Below are 17,760 nucleotides of genomic sequence, written 5' to 3' on the forward strand. Positions count from 1 at the left end.
GGGTGTTCGGGGCGGGCTCAGTGCTTGGTGGGGACCACCATCACGGGCCCGGCGGCGCCGGCCAGCACGGCCTGGGAGACGGAGCCCAGCAGCAGGCCCGTGAAGCCGCCCACGCCGCGGGAGCCAACCACCACAAGGTCTGCGGTGCGGGTGGCCTGCACGAGCACGCGGCCGGGGCGGCCCAGGAAGGCGTAGTCCATGACCTCCACGCCCGGTTCCCGCTCCGCGATGCTGCGGGCCAGCGCCGAGAGCTTCTTGAGGGACTCCTCGAAGTAGTAGGTCTGGTTGTACTGGTCCTGGAACCACTCGGGGGTCCCGGACAGGGCGCCGTTCACGGACACCAGGCTGAGCCCCAGCCCGTGGGCCGCGGCGTACTCGATGGCCTGGGCCACCGCGGGGTTCTCGTCCCCGGCGGCGTCCACGCCCACCACCACGGTGCCGGAGAAGTCCGTCTCGGACGCGGGCACGCGCTGCGTGTCCTGCCGTTCGGTGAGCTGGACGTCCTGCGCCTCCTGGGCCTGGGATGCGGCCTGCTCCCGGTCCGAGGAGTCCTGGTGCTCACCGGGCGGGACCACGATCACGGGCACCGGGCAGTGGGCGGCCACGGCGTTGGACACGGAGCCGATCCGTCCGCGCAGGGCACCCCCGCGGCCGCGCTTGCCCAGCACCACCAGGCAGCAGTCCTTGGCGGCACGCAGCACCGAGCGGGCGGCGTCCCCCTCCGCGGAGATGGTGTCGATCGGGACCTGCGGGTCCTGCTGGCGGGCGTGCTCCACGGCGGCCAGGAGGTTCTTCTCGCACTCCTGGCTGACGGCCTCCCGGTAGCGGGCCTCCAGGCCGGGCTCCCCCACGATGGCCACGGGGTAGGCGCCGATCAGCCGGACGGGAACGTTGCGGGCGTGGGCCTCGGCGAGGGCGCGGTCGAGGGCCCTGAGTGCGATCTCGGAGCCGTCGATGCCCACGAGGACGGGAGCGGTGGACAAGGTGCTGCGAACGTCTTTGTTCATGCCTTAAGAATAGTCCCGTGAGCTGTGAAAGGAACGGTTCACCACGCATCGTACCGGTGCTCGCGGGCCCCGGCGCACGACGCCGCCCGGCCCGGTGCCGCATCCCCCGCACCGGCACGCCGCGGCAGGTCTCGGAGCGACCCACGCAGGTCCCGGGGCGCTTCACGCAGCTGCCGCGGGGCTGGAGAGCGGTGCCGCCCCGGCCTCACGCCATGGCGAACATCCACCGCGAGCCGCGGATCCGCCAGCCCAGGGTGGCCGCGCGGGCGCCCGTGTAGCCGCCGGCGTACGCGAGCCATAGCCACACCGCCCCGGCCGCCCCCGCGCCGCCCCACTGGGCCACGGCCCACAGCAGAGGGAGGTAGACCACCAGGTTCACGACCCCGGCCAGGGCCAGGTAGCGGGCGTCCCCGGCGCCGATCAGCACGCCGTCGAGCACGAACACGAACGCCGCGACCGGCTGCCCCGCCGCGACCACCAGCAGGGAGACGCCGAACAGCGCCTGGACGTCCTGCGAGTCCGTGAACAGGAACCCCAGCCGCGGGCCCAGCACGCCCACCAGCAGGCCGGTGACCACGCCGAAGCCCAGCCCCCAGCGCAGCAGCCGACGCATGAGCAGCCGCACCGCGTCCCGGTCCTCCTGGCGGTCCAGGTTGCGGGCGCCGAGCTCCTTGCCGAGCAGCGCCTGCGCGGCGATCGCGAGGGCGTCCAGGGCGAAGGCCAGGAAGTTGAAGATGGTCATCGTCAGCTGGTACGCCGCGAGGTTCTCCGCGCCCTGGGCGGTGGCCACCACCACGGTGGAGAGGATCGCCACCCGCAGGGACAGGGTGCGCAGCATGAGCCACGACCCCACGGCGAGGTGGCCTCGGATCCCGGCCCAGCCGGTCCGCACCGCCACGCCCTCAGCGCGGAACCGGCGCCCCAGCATCACCAGGTAGGTCAGGGCCATGCCCCACTGGGTGATGCTGGTGCCGATGGCGGCGCCCGCGACCCCCAGGTCCGCACCGTAGACGAGCGCGACGTTCAGCCCGGCGTTCACGGCCGCGCCCACACCGGCGACGACCAGCGGGGTGGCGGTGTCCTGCAGTCCGCGCAGCACCCCCACCGCAGCGAGCACCACGAGCATGGCCACCAGGCCGGGCAGGGACCACAGCGCGTACGACGTCGCGTGGTCCAGCACCTCCCCCTGCGCACCCATTGCGCGCAGCACCGGCCGCATCACCACCGCGCCCACGGCCGCCAGGAGGATGCCCAGCCCGGCGGCGGTCCACAGTCCGTCCCGGCCCACGCGCAGGGCGTCCGCCATCCGCCCGGCCCCGAGGTGTCGTGCCACCGCCGGTGTGGTGCTGTAGGCCAGGAACACCATGAGCCCCACCACGGTCTGCACCAGGTTGGAGGCGACCCCCACACCCGCGAGCTCCGCGGTGCCCAGGTGCCCGATGATCGCCGAATCCGCGAGCAGGAACAGCGGCTCCGCGATCAGCGCCCCGAACGCGGGCACGGCGAGCGCAAGGATCTGCCGGTTCAGGCTCGGAACCCGGGAGGGGGCCGACGCCGCAGGGTCGCCCGGCGCGCCACGGCCACTCTCCTGCCCGGTGGCGGTCCGAGACGATGCGGGGTGGTCGTCAGAGGCCGGTGCGGGAGCATCGGAGACGGGCTGAGCGGGGTCGTCGGGCGTGGGCTGATGCGCGGGGGAGGAGGGCACCGCTCCAGGGTAGGCGGGGCCCGTGGTCGGTGCCCACGGGGCGGCGCACCCGTGCGCCGTCGACCTGACGTCTGCGGGCCCGCGGGAGCGGGCGCGCCTGCTCGGGTGACCGGGGCGGCGGTGCGGCGGGCCGCTCGGGCGGCCCGGGCGGCGTCGTCCCCCGCGAGGGTCCAGGACGGTCAGGGCTGGGGGTCGCGCGCGTCGTAGCGCAGGAAGCCGGGGAACACCCGCACCAGCAGGAGGACGAGCACCAGGCACACCGCCGCTCCGCCGAGGGCGGCCCAGCCCGGGCCGAGCAGCTGGCCGCCGGCGCCCAGCACGGCGTCGCCCAGGCGGGGTCCTCCGGCGACGACCACGATGAAGATGCCCTGCAGCCGGCTGCGCAGGGCGTCCGGGGTGGCGGCCTGCAGGATGGTGGTGCGGAAGAGCATGGACACGGAGTCCATGACCCCGGCGGCAACGAGGGTCGCGCAGGCGAGCGCCAGGGGCCAGGCGGTGTCCGCCCCCGCGCCCCGGGAGGTGAGCAGCACCACCGCGCCGAACGCCATGATGCACACGGCCCAGCCCGCCACCGCGGCGGCGCATGCTTGGCCGTGATGGTTGATGCGTATGAATGTTCCTGAGAACACGCCCGCGATCACGGACCCCGCTGCCAGGGAGGCGGTGAGCAGCCCGACCGTGAGCTGGTCCCCGCCCAGCACGGACGCCCCGAGCACGGGGAAAAGGACGCGCGGCATCGCGAACACCATGGCGGCCATGTCCAGCAGGAAGGTCATGCGCAGGTTCGGGCGGGTGGCCAGGAAGCGGAAGCCCTCCACCACGGAGCGGAGCCCGGGCCTGGTGACCTCGCCGTCCCCCGGTTCGGGCGGCAGCGGCGGGAGCTTGTACATGGCCCACAGGCTCACCGCGAAGCTCAGCGCGTCCAGCGTGTACGCCCACGCGAAGCCCAGACCGGCCACCGTGAACGCGCCGAGCAGCGGCCCCACCATGAGGCACGAGCCCATGGTCAGCTGGAACAACGCGTTGGCCGCGGGCAGCTGGCGGGCGGGCACCAGGCGGGGCACGATCGCGCCACGCACGGGCTGGCCGAGCCCCTGCGCGAAGGAGTGCAGGGACACGATCGCGTAGAGCACCCCCACGCTGCGGACGTCCAGCCACGCGTGGGCGGCGAGCGCCACGGTCATGGCGAACAGTCCCACTGTGGTCCACAGCCCGGCCAGCCGGCGGTCGTGGGCGTCCCCGATGGACCCGCCGTAGAGCCCAGCGACGATCAGCGGCACCAGGGCGAACACGCCCACCAGCCCCACCGCGAACGTGGAGTGCGTGAGCTCGAAGACCTCCAGGCTGATGGCGATCACCGTGAACTGGCTGCCCAGCATGGACAGCGTGGAGCCCGCCCACAGCCGGCGGAAGGCGGGGATCTCGCGCACGGGCGAGACGTCGAGGAGAAAGCGGGCCACGCACCGATCCTAGGGTGCGCGCACACCGCCCCGGCCCCGCACTGCGCACGCACCCTCCGTCCCTGCCGTCGAGCGCCGTCCACCGCGGCCCCGGCGCCCCGCGCGAGGTGCCTCGTGCGTGTCCGCCGCACCGCCTACGCTGAGAGCACCCCACGTCCCCGGGATCCCAGGAGCACCCATGCGCACACGCGAGCAACGCTGGGCCGCGCGCTCGGCCCGCGGCTGGCCGCGCCTGCGCGTGCACGCGGTGCTCAACGGCCTGGGTGCGCTCGTGGCGGGCGCGGGCCTGCTGTGGCTCACGCACGGGCCCCTGCAGTTCCGCAACTTCTCGGCGGGGGACGTCGCCTGGGTGTGGCGGGCGGTGACGCTCGCACTGGCGGTGCTCGTGCCGTACGTGCTGGTCTCCACGGGCGGCTACCTGCTGCTGGCCGGGGCCACCGCCACGCAGCGGGCCGCGCTGGCCGCCGGGCGTGCCCGCACGGTGGTGCTCAACCCGGACGAACCGGACGAGCCACCCGTCACGGTGCTGAAGCTCACCGAGCACACCCCGCCGGGCGTGAAGATCCGCGCCCACGCCCTGCACGGACGCCACCACGACAGCCGCTACAGCAGGGACCTGCTGGGCCTGCTGGCGGTCCAGTCCCCCGTGGCGCTGGCCCCGCTCGTGGTGGGTGTCCTGGCACTGGTGGTGGCCACGGTCTACTACTCCACCGGCTACGGCGAACCCGCCACTGTGCTGCTGCTGGGCGTCGCCCTCCTGGGGTGGAAGCTGTTCCGTGGCTGGCGCAGTCACCGGGTCTTCGCGGACACCCGCTGGGAGACCCCCGCGGAGCTGGTGGTGGACACCGGCCCCGTTCCCCGAGTCACCCCGCTGTCGGAGGACTCCTACGACCCGGAGCCTGCCCCGCGCGTCACCCGCTACGCGGACGACGACGCCGCGGTGCCGCCCGCGCGCGGCCGGGAGCGGGCGGCGTCGTCGTACCGCCAGGACGCGGGGTACCCCGAGGAGCCCTACGAGACCACGGACGAGCTGCCCGTGATTGAGCAGATCCGGGAGCGGTACGCGGAACCCCGGCGGCAGAGCAGGTCCCAGCGGCGCCTGGCCGAGCGCGCCGAGCGGGAGGCGGTCCGGCGGCGGTTGCCCCGCGTGGAGGCAGAACGCGAGGCCGAGGAGCGCGCCGCACCGCTTACCCGGGTGGCCCCGGGGCAGCATCCGGCCCGTGAGGTGGAGGACCCGGGCGGCGAGGCCGCGGAACAGCAGCAGCAGCGGCTGAACCAGAAGCGCTACGAGGACCACCTGCAGCGCCACCGCGAGAAGCGCGAGGACCGGCTGCGCAGCGCCGAGGCCCGCCAGCCCGAGGAGGCCTCCTCCCTGTTGGGCTACGCGATGAACCGACTGAAACGCCGCGGGGACGGGTCCTAGCAGCCCAGCCTCGGTGCGGGCGCACTCTCGCATGACCCCCACCCGAACCGGATGACTCGGCGACCGTCCGGCCTGCCAGCCGTCGACGACTGGAGCGCCGCTGTGAACCACCGCTGGAAGAGCGTCCTCATCTTCGTGGGCGGGTGGTTGCTCGGGGCGGTGTTCGTGCGCCTGGCCCTGGACTGGTCCGACGCCCAGCCGTACGAGGGCGCGGTGACCGAGCGGCGATACGTCGTGGTCGCCGGGCTGACCCTGGCTACGAGAGCCGGGGCCAGCATCGCGGCGGCCGGGTGGCGAAGACGCGTCACTTGCCGGAGCCGGACGCGGAGGCGTCTGCCCGTTCCACGTCCCGGCACTGCGAGCGCAGGACGAAGTCCGCTCCGATCAGGGCGCCGCCCCCGATGACACCGTGCCGCTGCCCGGTCCGGCCACGCCGGTGTGGCGCGGCCGGGCAGCGGGGCATGAGCGGGGGCACCCCACCGGGTCAGGAGATGGCGCTCCACCCCAGGTCCGCGGCGTCCACCGCGGCACGGCTTCCCAGGCGCCAGATCCGCCGCACGGTCCACACCAGCAGCGCCACGAGCAGGGCGTTGCGGGTGGTCAGCACCGCGGCCATCACCGGGTTGGCGTGGATCAGGGGCGTGTAGAACAGCGGGTAGATCACGAACGTGGTGGCCGCGATCCCCAGGGTGAGCAGGGCCGGGGTGCGCCACCGCACGCGGTCGTGGAGCAGACCCACCATGATCACGGGGGCCAGCCAGATCATGAACTGCGGGGAACCCACCTTGTTGAACACGATCAGCACCAGGGTCAGCAGCAGGGATCCCGCGTACACGAGCCGTCCGCGGTCCGCACCGCGGCGCAGCGCGCGCACCAGCAGCAGCGCAGAGGCGAGCACCGCCACGAGCAGCAGGGGCTGCATGAGGGAGGCCATGGTCTCCACACCGGGGCCGTACACCTCGGTGGAGTTGATGGCGGTGTTGTCCGCGATCCGCGAGCCCCCGATGCCGAGCACGGCAGCCCACGCCCACGGGGTGGAGAGCGTGGCCTCGAGCTGCATCCCGCGGGAGCCCTGGTTCAGGGCGAAGTCCGCGATCTTGTCGATCCCGCCGAGCACGAGCACCCCGGCGACCACGGCGGCGCTCACCACCACCCCGGTGACCACGATCCGCACGCGCTGGCGCAGCGCGATCACCATGGCCAGGACGGTGGCGGCGGGCCACACCTTGATCCACGTGGCCACGCTCAGCAGGGCGGAGCCCACCACGGGGTGGCGCACCGCGTGCAGCAGCCCGATGAACACGATGGGCGCCGCCACGCCCTCCACCCGGGCGAAGCTCAGGTAGCCCATGAACACGGTGAACACCACCCACCACCAGCCGGCCACCACGGCCGCGCGGCGTCGGCTGAGCACCGCGGAGCTGCCGTGCGCCACGGCTCCGGGGTCCGGGGTGCCGCCGCGCGGTCCGGGCAGCTCCCACGCGGCAGGGCGGTGGGCGCGGTGCAGCAGGAACCACAGGGCCACCGCGTCGAGCACGGTGATCATCAGCGTCCAGCCCAGCAGGTAGAGGTCGTGGCCCATGATCCTGGGCAGCAGGATGAACGGCTGCGCGAGCACGGGGTACACCCACGGGCTCACCGAGCCCTCCACGGGGGCGTTGTAGCCGGCCATGGCCCACTCGCGGTACTGCTCGGTGTCGCTGAACGCCCAACCGTGCAGGAAGAAGGACGCCATCCACCCCAGGAAGTAGAGGTGCACCACGGCGAAGCCGCACCACACGGCGGCGGGGCGCATGAGACGCTCGATCGCGCGCGACCTGGCGGCAGCGGCGTCGTCGTCAGGCGTGGGGCGCCGCACGGGGAGCCTCCTTCGGGGCGGACCCCAGGCGGTACAGCCTGCGCGCGGACCACCACATGAGCACTACGAGCAGCGCGTTGCGCGCGGTGAGCACCAGGGCCATGACCGGGTTGTTGTGGCTCAGGGCGGTGTAGAAGAGCGGGTAGATCAGGAACGTGGCGATCCCGATCAGCACCGCGAGCGCGGCGGGGGTGCGCCAGGCGCGCCGGTCGTGCGCCAGACCCACCGCGATCACGGGGCCGAGCCACACCATGAACTGCGGCGAACCCACCTTGTTGAACACGATGAACGCGGTGACCATGGTCAGCGAGCCGGCCAGGAACAGGGCGGTGCGGTCCAGGTGCCCGGCGGCCACACCGCGGCGCAGGCCGCGCACGATCAGCCAGACCACCACGAGCGCCGCCACCACGAACAGCGGCTGCATGAGCTTGGACATCACGTCCGAGCCGGGGCCGTCCACCTGCATGGAGTTGATGTCCGTGTTCATGTACATGTGCGAGTCGCCGATGTGCAGCACGGACAGCCACAGCCACGGCGTGGTGAAGGTGGCCTCGAGCTGCATGCCGCGGTCACCCTGCTGGGTCAGGAAGTCCGCGATCTTGTGCACCGAGCCCGACGCCGCTGCCACCGCCACCGCGCCCAGCGTCACCAGGACACCGGCGAGCAGCACCGCGCCGCGGCGTCGTGCGGCCGCGAGCAGCGCGAGCACCACCGCGGCGGGCCACACCTTGACCCACGTGGCCGCACTGAGGATCGCAGACGCCACGAACGGGTGGGAGACGCCGTAGACCAGCCCGATCAGCACGATCGGGGCGGTCAGGCCGTCCACGCGCGCGAAGCCCAGCCAGCCCATGAGCAGGATGAACACGAGCCACCACCACGCGGCGGGCAGGGCGGCGCGGTTGCGGCCCCAGCGGGTGAGCGTGCCCATGGCCAGCGCGTTGAGCACGCTGATGATGAGCACCCACAGGAAGAAGAACGGGCCGGGGCCGAACATGCCCGCGAGCGCCATGGGGATCTGCGCGAGCACGGGGTACACCCACGGGCTGGGGCCGGAGGGGAGGTTGGCCTCGTCGAAACCGGCCGCGGCCCACGCGCGGTAGATGTTGGTGTCGCTGAACGCATTGCCCTGCAGGGACACGATCAGCGCGAAGATCAGGAAGCCCAGGTGCACCACCACGAACCCGGCGAGCAGACCGCGGGGCGTCAGCAGCCGTTGCTGCCAGCTGCGGGGGATCGCGGCGTCGCGCAACCGGGTGAGGGCCGCGAAGTATCTTTCAGTGGGCACGAAAGGTCCTTGTCCGAATGCGCGCGGGATTCTGTTCTGGCTCGGCGGGCCCGGTCCGGGGTGCGGTGGCCGGGGGTGACCGCGGGGCGGTCGGGCGGCGTGGGCGGGACGCGCACCCCGGTGGCTCCGGGCGCCGTTCCACACCGCCCCGATTCTATGGGGTTCCGGGCAGCTGGACCCGCGTGAGCGTCCCGGGCTGGGCAGGGGGCGTCCTGTAAAGTCGAGGGGCAGAGCCGCTGATCACCTCGGCTCGCCCACCACTGGTTGGTCGAGGGGGCTGGAGTCCATGAGCGCGTCAGGTCCTGCGGCCCCGCCCGCCGGCCCCCACACCGGCTCCACCGCCACCGTCGAGCTGCGGGCCCACGTGGCTGTGATCCAGGGTTTCGTGGGCTCCCTGATGATGTTCCTGGGGTCCCTGGGGACGGGGTGGATCGCCAACGGCTCCCCCATGGTCCGCCACCCGCTGGTGATCGAGCTGCGGGTCAACGTGTGGGACGTGTACACGTGCACCGTGCTGCTGACCGTCGGGGCCATGCTCCTGATCCGCTCGTGGCTGCGGCTCGGGCAGCGGCTGCGCGGCTGGCCGCCGGGCTCCCAGCGCACCGTGGTCACCGCGGTGATCGCATGGTCCCTGCCCCTGCTGTTCGCGGTGCCCATCTACTCGCGGGACGTCTACGCCTACATCGGCCAGGGGCGGCTGATGCTCGCGGGCAAGGACCCCTACGTGGAGGGCATCTCCTCCCTGGACAACTGGTTCATGCTGGGCGCGGACCCCGAGTGGGCGGAGGCCCGCACCCCGTACGGCCCGTACTTCCTGTGGATCGCCGCGGGGGTGGTGCGCCTGACCAATGCGCAGCCGGACCTGTCCGTGATGCTGTTCCGCCTCGCCGCGTACGTGGGCGTGGTGCTGTGCATGGTGTACGTGCCCAAACTGGCGCGGCTGCACGGGGTCAACGGCGCCCGGGCGCTGTGGATCGCGGTGGCCAACCCGCTGTTCCTCATCAGCTTCGTGGCCAGCGCGCACAACGACGCCCTCATGGTGGGCCTCGCGGTGGCCGGTGTGTACGCCGCCGCGAGAAAGCATCCCCTGCTGGGAATACTTCTGGTCACGGGGTCCATCGGCATCAAACCCATCACCATCCTGCTGCTGCCGTTCATCGGTCTGCTGTGGGCCGGCAAGGGTGCCTCCTGGCTGCGGCGCTTCGTGATCTGGGCGGCCACCGCCCTCATCAGCTTCGGACTGCTCGCGCTCAGCGGCGCGGTGGACGGGCTCGGCCTCGGCTGGGCGTGGGCCCTGCTGGACCCCACCCCCGGCTACACGGGCTACTCCCCCTCCGGGTTCCTCGGCCAGCAGGTGGAGCGCGTGGGGGACGCCCTCGGCCTTGACGGCGGGGTGCTCGCCGGAGGATTCCGTCGGCTGCTCCAGGGCAGCGCGATCCTGCTGGTGCTCGTGCTCATGTTCGTGGGCGGGGACCGCAAGATCGTGCGCCGCATGGCCGTGGCCTTCGCCGCCGTGGTGCTGCTGTCCCCCATCATCCAGCCCTGGTACATCCTGTGGCTGCTGCCCCTGCTCGCCGCCACCGGCATCAAGGACAACTGGCAGATCCGCATCATCTACGTGGTGATCACGTTCTTCGTGGTCTTCGGCGCCCAGGACCAGCTCTCCGTGTGGCCGTTCATCGACCTCAGCGTGAGCGTGTCCCAGGTGGCGTTCGTGATCGCGGTGGCCTTCACGCTCTACCTCGCGCTGCTCGACCGCCGCACCCGCACCCTCCTCACGCACGGCGGCTGGAAGGGCTGGTTCGGGCCCACCCCCGCCCACGGGTCCACGGACCTGCGCTGGGCTCCCTGAGCCCGGAGGACGACGACGCCGCACGACCGGGTTTCCGGCTGCGGGTCCCTGCTACCGCTGGCCCCTCAGCCGCTCCAGCTCCCGGCGGTCCTTCTTGGTGGGCCGGCCCGCACCCCGGTCCCGGCGAGCCACCGGCACACTGAGCTCCGCGGGGCGCGGCGGGGAGCGGTCCACGTAGCACTTCACGGCCACCGGAGCGCCCACACGCTTGACGATCAGCCGGGTGACCTCGAACTCCTGCTGCCACCCCGGGCGCTTCACGCTCACCCGATCCCCCACGCGCACCGGCTGGGCGGCCTTCACGGGGGCGCCGTTGAGCCGCACGTGCCCGGCACGGCAGCCCTGGGTGGCGGAGGAACGGGTCTTGAACAGCCGGACGGACCACAGCCACACGTCCAGCCGCACGCTCGCGGGATCACTGGTGGGCATGGATCCACGGTACTCCGCAGCGCACATCTCGTAGTTTCAGGTTCCGCACGACCCCCGCTCAGCTACGCTCGCGATGGGGGCACAACGGTGTGCACCCGTGCTCGTGAGATCCGCGAGCGCCGTTGAGAACGGAGGAAGAGCTCCATGCTCGAGAACTTCATCAACAATGCCTACGTGGCATCCGCCTCGTCCGACTCCTTCGACCTCGTGAATCCCGCCACGGGACAGGTCACCACCCAGTCTCCGAACTCCACCGCCGAGGACGTCAAGGCCGCTTATGCGGCGGCCCGAGCGGCGTCGAAAACCTGGGGTCGCATGACCCCCGGCGCGCGTCAGCTGGCCATGCTCCGCCTGGCCGACGCCATCGAGGCGCGCGGTCCCGAGCTCGTGGAGGCGCAGTCCCGCAACACCGGTCAGCCCAAGTACCTGATCCAGAGCGAAGAGGTGGAGGTGGGCGCGGACCAGATCCGCTTCTTCGCAGGAGCAGCCCGTCTCATGGAGGGCCTTGCCAGCGGTGAGTACATGGAGGGCTTCAACTCCGTGATCCGCCGTGAACCGATCGGCGTGGTGGGCCAGGTGACCCCGTGGAACTACCCGCTCATGATGGCCATCTGGAAGATCGGGCCCGCACTCGCCGCCGGCAACACCATCGTGCTCAAGCCCTCGGACACCACTCCCGAGTCCACGCTGCTGCTCGCAGAGATCGCGGCGGAGTTCCTGCCCGAAGGCACATTCAATGTGGTTCTCGGGGACGCGAAGACCGGTGAGATGGTCGTGTCCGATCCCGCTGCGGGCCTGGTGTCCATCACGGGCTCTGTCCGGGCCGGACTCGCCGTGGCCGCAGCAGCGGCCAAAAACCTCACCCGGGCTCACCTGGAGCTGGGAGGCAAGGCCCCGTGCGTCGTTTTCGAGGACGCCGATCTCGACGCCGCCGCGAGCACCCTCACGGAGGCTGGATTCTTCAACGCGGGGCAGGACTGCACGGCATCCACCCGCATCCTGGTGGCCGAGTCCGTCAAGGAGGAGTTCCTCACCAAGCTCACGGAGGCCGCGAAGGCCACGGCATTCGGCACCCCTGAGAAGGAGGACATTCTCTTCGGTCCGCTGAACAACGAGCGCCAGATGGAGCAGGTCAGCGGGTTCATCGAGCGCCTGCCCGAACACGCCCGCGTGACCACCGGCGGCAAACGCGCCGAGGGTCAGGGCTTCTTCTTCGAGCCCACGGTCATCGCGGACCTGCGGCAGGACGACGAGGCCATTCAGAACGAGATCTTCGGCCCGGTGCTCACGGTGCAGACCTTCACCGATGAGGAGCAGGCCGTGGAGATGGCGAACGGGGTGGAGTACGGACTCGCGTCCTCGGTGTGGACCAAGGACCACAGCCGCGCGCTGCGCATGTCCCGGGACCTGGACTACGGCTGCGTGTGGATCAACACCCACATCCCGCTCGTGGCCGAGATGCCGCACGGCGGCTTCAAGCACTCCGGCTACGGCAAGGACCTGTCCAAGTACGCGGTAGAGGAGTACACCCGCGTCAAGCACGTCATGAGTTCGTTGGACTGACCAGGAACCACGGACACGAACGGAGCACATCATGAGCGATATTCGAGGCGTCGTTCTCACGGCGGACCGCGAGCTGTTCACCGAGCACAACCTGGACTCTCTGGACCGGTACTTCTCCGAGGACTACGTGGAGCACTCCCCCCTGGTGGAGAACGGCAAGGACGGGTTGCGTGCGCTGGTGTCCAATGCCGGGGAGGGTTTGCGGCACGACGTCGTCCGCGTCCTCGTGGACGATGCCACCGGACTGGTTGCCCTGCACGGCTCATACCCGGGGCTGGACCCGGAGGAGCTGTATGTGGGCTTCGACATCTACCGCGTGGCGGGCGGCAAGATCGTGGAGCACTGGGACGGCCTCGTCACCGAGACCGCCCCCAACGCGTCGGGGCACACCCAGCTGGACGGCCCGGCACAGGTGGATGCCGCTGCCGACACGGAAGCGAACCGGGAGTTCGTGGCCGCTGCCTGGAAGACGTTCCTGCAGGGGCAGGACTACGACGCCGCCGGGCGGTTCACGCGCGAGGACGATGCCTTCACCCAGCACTCGGCGGACATCCCCGACGGGGTGCAGAACATGGTCGACTTCCTGAAGCAGCTCAAGCAGGACGGCACGCCGCTGACCTACGACACCCTGCACCGCACGGTGGCGGATGGGAACTTCGTGCTGACGTTCTCAGAGGGGTCGATCGGTGGAGAACGCCACTTCTTCTGCGAGCTGTGGCGCATTGAGGACGGCCGATGGGTGGAACTGTGGGACGCCATCGGCCCTGTTCCCGATGACGGCCAGCTGGCTCATCCGCACGGGGCGTTCCGCTCCACAGCCGACTGACCGCACTACCGGACCGAACGGCCGCCGCCGGGGGATCGCTCCCCGGCGGCGGTGCCGTGTCCGGACCCCACGCCCCCACAACACCCCGGCGACGCCGCCCAGGAACCCACCCGGGCGGCGTCGTCATCTCCGGCGCCGCGCGCGGGCGCCGCCTCAGTCCCCGTGCCCCTCGCCGCCCGGGACCTCGGACCGGCCCGTGGTCACCGCCAGCTCCACCGGGGTGTGCGGCAGGTCGACGGTCCTGACCACCGTGCCCGCGGAGAGGTCCACCACGTGCAGCTTCCGGTGCTCGGCGTCCGTGACGTAGGCCTTGCCCCCGGCGACCTTCACGGCCGGGCCGGGCTGCTGCCAGTCCTCCTTCTCCTGCCACGGCTCGACCACCGCGATCCGCTGCGTGATCTTCCCGGTGTTCTGGTCGATCATGGCGAGTTTGCCGTCGTAGGTGAGCACGAGCCCCTCGCCGTGGGGTCCGCGCGCGAGGGAGCGGAACCAGTAGGAGGAGCCCAGCTCCACGAGCCGGTGCGTGTCGTTGCGGGTGTCGAACAGGGCCACACGGGTGGGGCGTTCGTGCTCGGCGGCCTTGTTTACCTTGTAGTCGCCGAGCACGATCGGGGACGCCTCCGAGCCCGCCAGGTTCCCGGAGCGCGCGTAGGCGTCCTTCACGGGGACCTTGTGGAACGCCCCGTCCCGGTAGACCACGGGCCCGTTCTCGCAGCCGACCACCACGGTGTCCGTGCTCGTGCCGGGCGCCGCCGCGGCCTCCCCGTGCACGCCGGGGCAGTCGGTGGTCTCGGCCCTGACGGAGCCGTCCGGGGCCAGCACCTGTACGGTGTGCCGCTCGGCCTCGGTGCCCTGGGTGGTGAACAGGGAGCCGTCGGTGAGCCTCAGCGCCACACCGTGGTGCGGGGCCTGCGCCTTCTTCCGCTCCACCGCTCCGCCGTCCGCACCGCGCAGCGCGGGCCACTCGACGGTCTGGATGGACCCGTCCCCGTCGCCGAACAGCGTGGTCGCGCCGGCGTGTGCCACCACGTGCCCCGCGTGCGGAGCCTCGAAGGCACGGTCCGTCAGCGCGGGTGCGGACTCGTGGTAGTGGAAGTGGTCACCGTGCGCCCGGGCCTCCAGCCCGGTGTCGAAGACTCGGAACCGGTCCCCGTCCGAGACCATCATGTGCCGCCCGTCCCCGGCGTTGTTGAGCCGCAGGAAGCCGTCCTCCTTCGTGTCCTCGACCACCTCCCCGGACTCGGTGTCCACGGTCAGCAGCCCGCCGTCGTAGGACACCACCGCGCGCGGGGCCAGGTGCGAGACCTCCTTCGCGGACGGCGTCGTCTCCTCGGCCGGGCTCCCCGAGGACGACGACGCCGCTCCGCCACCCTGCGCGCACCCGCTCAGCAGCAGCGCGGTCACCCCCAGAGCAGCCACGGTCAGCGGCACGGGTCGACTCCGTGCGGTGTGGGAGAGCAGCGTGCTCGGGCGGACGGATTCACGGTGGGGAGAGGTTCTCTGCATGGAAGCACCGTAGCACCAGATGAGAATTGTTTTTATCTAACCGTCGGGGCGTGTCCTCCCGGGAAACCGCCCGCGCGGGTCACAATGGACCTCCACCGGCCTCGACCGCAGGAGCAACCATGACCACCACCCCCCGCACCGTGGGCGTCATCGGCCTGGGCGCCATGGGCGCCCCCATGACCGCGCACCTGGTGGCCGCGGGCCACGACGTGGTGGTGCTGCACCACAGCCTCCACAAGACCGAGGGTGCGCGCCCCGTGGACGACCCCCGCCACATGGCCGGCCAGGCGGACCTCGTGCTCCTCACGGTCCCGGGCGCTACCGAGATCGACACGCTGCTGCCGCACCTCGCGGACGGTGCGGCAGAGCGGGACGGCGAGCGCGGCGGCGTCGTCATCGCGGTCGGCTCCACCGTGTCCCCGGAGGACGTCGCCCGCTGGCACCGCGAGCACCCGGACCTCGCCCTCGTGGACGCCCCGGTGTCCGGGGGCGAGGCGGGCGCGGTGCGGGGTGAGCTGTCCATCATGGTGGGCGGCGAGGACCGCGCGGCGGCCCTCGCCCTCGAGGTGCTCGCGGCGTGCGGGCGGCCCGTCCACCTGGGGCCGCTGGGCGCGGGACAGGTGGCCAAGGCGTGCAACCAGCTGGTGTGCGCGGCGGAGATCGTCGCGCTGTCCGAGGCGTCCGTGGTGGCCGAGCGCGCCGGGCTGGACCTCGCCGAGCTGCTGGAGCTGATGGGCGGCGGCTACGCCGGGTCCGTGATCCTGGAGGACAAGACTTCCAAGCTCGTGGCCCACGACTACGCGGTCTCCGCGCGGGCATCGTTCGTGCACAAGGACGTCTCCGCCTACCTCGACGCCGCCCGCGCCACCGGCACGGCCTCCGTCCTGGGCGGGCCTCTGCTCGACGCCGCGCGCCAGCTCGTGGACGCCGGCCTGGGAGAGCAGGACTCGGCCGTGTTCCAGAAGTGGGTGGCCGGGCGCGACACCCGGGAGGACGCCGGCGCCTCGACCCCGGACCCGTCCGGGACTGCCCGGGCCCTCCCGGGCGACCGCTCCGACCAGCCCACCCCCTGGATGTCGGGCGCCGGGCGGGACCGGACCGGGGGCGAACGGTGAGCAACCCCGAGAAGAACCCGCAGCCCACCGTGTGCCGCCCGGGAGCCGCACCCGTCCGCGGTGGGCTGCGCAGCGGCGTCGTCGTGGTGGACGGGCAGGACGGGCCCGTGGAGATCCTCGAACCCCGGGACGTGCCCCTGGGCGGGCCGCGCGGGATGACCGTGCGGCGCACCCTGCCGCAGAAGGGCCGCTCGCTGATCGGCGCGTGGTGCTTCCTGGACTCCTACGGCCCGGACGACGTCGCCGCGACCGGCGGGATGAAGGTCGCCCGCCACCCCCACACCGGGCTGGCCACCGTGTCCTGGCTGTTCGAGGGGCGCATCGACCACGTGGACTCCGCCGGGAACTGGGCCACCGTGCGCCCGGGCGAGGTGGACCTCATGAACGCCGGAGGCGGGATCACCCACTCCGAGTTCTCCACGGCCGACACCAGCGTGCTCCACGGCGTGCAGCTCTGGTACGCGTTCCCGGACGCGGACCGCTTCGGGGAGCCGAGCCTGGACACCCACCGCCCCGAGCCTGTGACCGGCGAGGGGTTTTCCGCGCGCGTGTTCATCGGCTCGTTGCTCGGGACCACCTCCCCCATCGCCACGCGGTTGCCGCTCACGGGCGCGGAGCTGCGGATCGAACCGCGCACCACCGTGGAGATCGACGTGCCGCCCGAGCACGAGCACGGTGTGCTGCGCGTGGACGGCCCGCTCTCCCTGGACGGCGTGCAGATCCCCCGGCACGGCATCGGGTTCGCGGGCACGGGCCGTTCCCGCCTGCGCCTGACCACGGGGGAGGACGCCGCCACGGTCCTGCTCATCGGCGGGGCGCCCCTCCACGAGCAGATCGTGATGTGGTGGAACTTCGTGGGCCGCTCCCACGAGGAGATCGAGACCTGGCGGCGGGCCTACATGGAGGAGATGGGCTTCGTGGCGCCGGGTCCGGACTCGCCGCTGGCGCCGGACCGCGCCGGGCAGCCGGTGGGCGGGGCAGAGCTCGACGAGCTGCTCAGCACCGCCTACGACGACGGCCGCCCCTTCCCCCAGTTCGGCACCTTCCCGCCCGGCCAGCCGGACCCGCTGCCCGCACCGGAGCTGCCGAACACCGCCCTGCGCCCGCGGGGCTGATCCGGCGACGACGCCGCCGCGGGCCACCCCGGCAGGCGCACCTCGGCGCGGGGCCGCGCGGGCGGCGTCGCCCCCGTGCGCCCGACCCCGCCCCCTGACGGCCCGAAGATATTGTGCAGCTTTTGCCGTTTTCGGTGGCGAAAGTGGCAAAAGCTGCACTTTGCACGGGGGTGGAGGCGCACCGGGCAACGTCATGGGGTGTATACCGGGGGCATGGACGTTGTCGTGAAACGGATCTATGACGAGCCCGCGCAGAACGACGGCACCCGCGTGCTGGTCGACCGCGTGTGGCCCCGGGGCATCCGCAAGGCGGACGCGCACCTGGACGACTGGAACAAGGAGGTGGCGCCCTCCACCGAACTGCGCAGGTGGTACGGCCACGACCCCGAGAAGTTCGAGGAGTTCTCCACCCGGTACCGCAAGGAGCTGGAGTCCGGGGAGGGCAAGGAGGGGTTGCAGAAGCTTCGGGACAGCGTGAAGGGCAAGCGGTTGACGCTGCTCACGGCGTCCAAGGCCGTGGACATCAGCCAGGCGACCGTCCTGAAGACGATCCTCTCGGACTGAGCCCGCCCAGGCCTCTGCCCGCTGCTGCTCCCGGCGCCACCCACCGAGA

14 protein-coding genes are annotated in these 17,760 nt (G+C 72.1%); 7 read left to right on the plus strand and 7 right to left on the minus strand.

What is annotated here, in order from left to right; translation table 11 throughout:
- Positions 1-17: 17 nt before the first annotated feature.
- The 3 genes from D8M39_RS06865 to D8M39_RS06875 all read right to left on the minus strand — a co-directional run bounded on the left by D8M39_RS06865 (position 18) and on the right by D8M39_RS06875 (position 4,172).
- Positions 18-1,007: a universal stress protein gene (locus tag D8M39_RS06865; RefSeq protein WP_055085673.1), complete on the minus strand. Its 990-nt coding sequence runs from the start codon at positions 1,005-1,007 to the stop codon at positions 18-20.
- A 205-nt stretch (positions 1,008-1,212) separates the two neighbouring features.
- Positions 1,213-2,712 carry an MATE family efflux transporter gene (locus D8M39_RS06870; protein ID WP_238693992.1) on the minus strand — a complete coding sequence of 500 codons (1,500 nt, stop codon included), beginning with the start codon at positions 2,710-2,712 and terminating at the stop codon, positions 1,213-1,215.
- 179 nt (positions 2,713-2,891) lie between these two features.
- Positions 2,892-4,172, minus strand: coding sequence for an MFS transporter (locus D8M39_RS06875; protein WP_094393218.1), 1,281 nt, complete (start codon positions 4,170-4,172; stop codon positions 2,892-2,894).
- 178 nt (positions 4,173-4,350) lie between these two features.
- On the opposite strand from D8M39_RS06875, the gene D8M39_RS06880 reads away from it, so the two are divergent.
- Positions 4,351-5,595 carry a hypothetical protein gene (locus tag D8M39_RS06880; protein ID WP_126874699.1) on the plus strand — a complete coding sequence of 415 codons (1,245 nt, stop codon included), beginning with the start codon at positions 4,351-4,353 and terminating at the stop codon, positions 5,593-5,595.
- 484 nt (positions 5,596-6,079) lie between these two features.
- Here D8M39_RS06880 and D8M39_RS06885 read toward each other — a convergent pair whose 3' ends face one another.
- Together D8M39_RS06885 and D8M39_RS06890 are read right to left on the minus strand one after the other, a co-directional pair.
- Positions 6,080-7,453 (minus strand): glycosyltransferase 87 family protein, encoded by a 1,374-nt coding sequence (locus D8M39_RS06885; protein ID WP_174233434.1) that lies wholly within the window; start codon positions 7,451-7,453, stop codon positions 6,080-6,082.
- On the minus strand, positions 7,434-8,741 hold the full coding sequence (locus D8M39_RS06890; RefSeq protein WP_126874700.1) for a glycosyltransferase 87 family protein: 1,308 nt from the start codon (positions 8,739-8,741) through the stop codon (positions 7,434-7,436). The genes D8M39_RS06885 and D8M39_RS06890 overlap by 20 nt, the downstream gene beginning before the upstream one ends.
- Positions 8,742-9,027: 286 nt before the next feature.
- Between D8M39_RS06890 and mptB the strand changes: the two genes are divergently transcribed.
- The gene (gene mptB, locus D8M39_RS06895) at positions 9,028-10,593 is read left to right on the plus strand and encodes a polyprenol phosphomannose-dependent alpha 1,6 mannosyltransferase MptB (protein WP_126874701.1); all 1,566 of its coding nucleotides are present in this window, start codon (positions 9,028-9,030) and stop codon (positions 10,591-10,593) included.
- 51 nt (positions 10,594-10,644) lie between these two features.
- Here mptB and D8M39_RS06900 read toward each other — a convergent pair whose 3' ends face one another.
- Positions 10,645-11,022, minus strand: a complete 378-nt coding sequence (locus D8M39_RS06900; RefSeq protein ID WP_232300323.1) for an RNA-binding S4 domain-containing protein — start codon at positions 11,020-11,022, stop codon at positions 10,645-10,647.
- Between the two features lie 144 nt (positions 11,023-11,166).
- On the opposite strand from D8M39_RS06900, the gene D8M39_RS06905 reads away from it, so the two are divergent.
- On the plus strand, positions 11,167-12,585 hold the full coding sequence (locus D8M39_RS06905) for a gamma-aminobutyraldehyde dehydrogenase (protein ID WP_055085143.1): 1,419 nt from the start codon (positions 11,167-11,169) through the stop codon (positions 12,583-12,585).
- A 31-nt stretch (positions 12,586-12,616) separates the two neighbouring features.
- A complete protein-coding gene (locus D8M39_RS06910) occupies positions 12,617-13,411 on the plus strand; it encodes a nuclear transport factor 2 family protein (RefSeq protein ID WP_055085141.1) in 795 nt (264 codons plus the stop codon).
- A gap of 153 nt (positions 13,412-13,564) precedes the next feature.
- Here D8M39_RS06910 and D8M39_RS06915 read toward each other — a convergent pair whose 3' ends face one another.
- On the minus strand, positions 13,565-14,842 hold the full coding sequence (locus tag D8M39_RS06915; protein WP_238693993.1) for a hypothetical protein: 1,278 nt from the start codon (positions 14,840-14,842) through the stop codon (positions 13,565-13,567).
- Positions 14,843-15,036: 194 nt separating this feature from the next.
- Here D8M39_RS06915 and D8M39_RS06920 point away from each other — a divergent pair, with 194 nt between their 5' ends.
- The 3 genes from D8M39_RS06920 (at position 15,037) to D8M39_RS06930 (ending at position 17,711) form a co-directional block, all read left to right on the plus strand.
- Complete coding sequence (locus D8M39_RS06920) at positions 15,037-16,032, plus strand: NAD(P)-dependent oxidoreductase (RefSeq protein WP_126874702.1); 996 nt, start codon at positions 15,037-15,039, stop codon at positions 16,030-16,032.
- Positions 16,029-17,147 (plus strand): pirin family protein, encoded by a 1,119-nt coding sequence (locus D8M39_RS06925; protein ID WP_094393224.1) that lies wholly within the window; start codon positions 16,029-16,031, stop codon positions 17,145-17,147. Before D8M39_RS06920 ends, D8M39_RS06925 begins: the two co-directional genes overlap by 4 nt.
- 213 nt (positions 17,148-17,360) lie before the next feature.
- Complete coding sequence (locus tag D8M39_RS06930) at positions 17,361-17,711, plus strand: DUF488 domain-containing protein (RefSeq protein ID WP_094393225.1); 351 nt, start codon at positions 17,361-17,363, stop codon at positions 17,709-17,711.
- The last annotated feature ends 49 nt before the right edge of the window (positions 17,712-17,760 follow it).

Origin of the sequence: Kocuria sp. HSID17590 (assembly GCF_003989485.1) — a bacterium.
Lineage (GTDB): Bacteria > Actinomycetota > Actinomycetes > Actinomycetales > Micrococcaceae > Kocuria > Kocuria salsicia.

Coding starts and splice junctions, on each gene's coding strand:
- D8M39_RS06880 (WP_126874699.1), top strand. CDS start 4,351: ATGCGCACACGCGAGCAACGCTGGGCCGCGCGCTCGGCCCGCGGCTGG.
- D8M39_RS06900 (WP_232300323.1), bottom strand. CDS start 11,022: ATGCCCACCAGTGATCCCGCGAGCGTGCGGCTGGACGTGTGGCTGTGG.
- D8M39_RS06930 (WP_094393225.1), top strand. CDS start 17,361: ATGGACGTTGTCGTGAAACGGATCTATGACGAGCCCGCGCAGAACGAC.
- D8M39_RS06865 (WP_055085673.1), bottom strand. CDS start 1,007: ATGAACAAAGACGTTCGCAGCACCTTGTCCACCGCTCCCGTCCTCGTG.
- mptB (WP_126874701.1), top strand. CDS start 9,028: ATGAGCGCGTCAGGTCCTGCGGCCCCGCCCGCCGGCCCCCACACCGGC.
- D8M39_RS06910 (WP_055085141.1), top strand. CDS start 12,617: ATGAGCGATATTCGAGGCGTCGTTCTCACGGCGGACCGCGAGCTGTTC.
- D8M39_RS06905 (WP_055085143.1), top strand. CDS start 11,167: ATGCTCGAGAACTTCATCAACAATGCCTACGTGGCATCCGCCTCGTCC.
- D8M39_RS06920 (WP_126874702.1), top strand. CDS start 15,037: ATGACCACCACCCCCCGCACCGTGGGCGTCATCGGCCTGGGCGCCATG.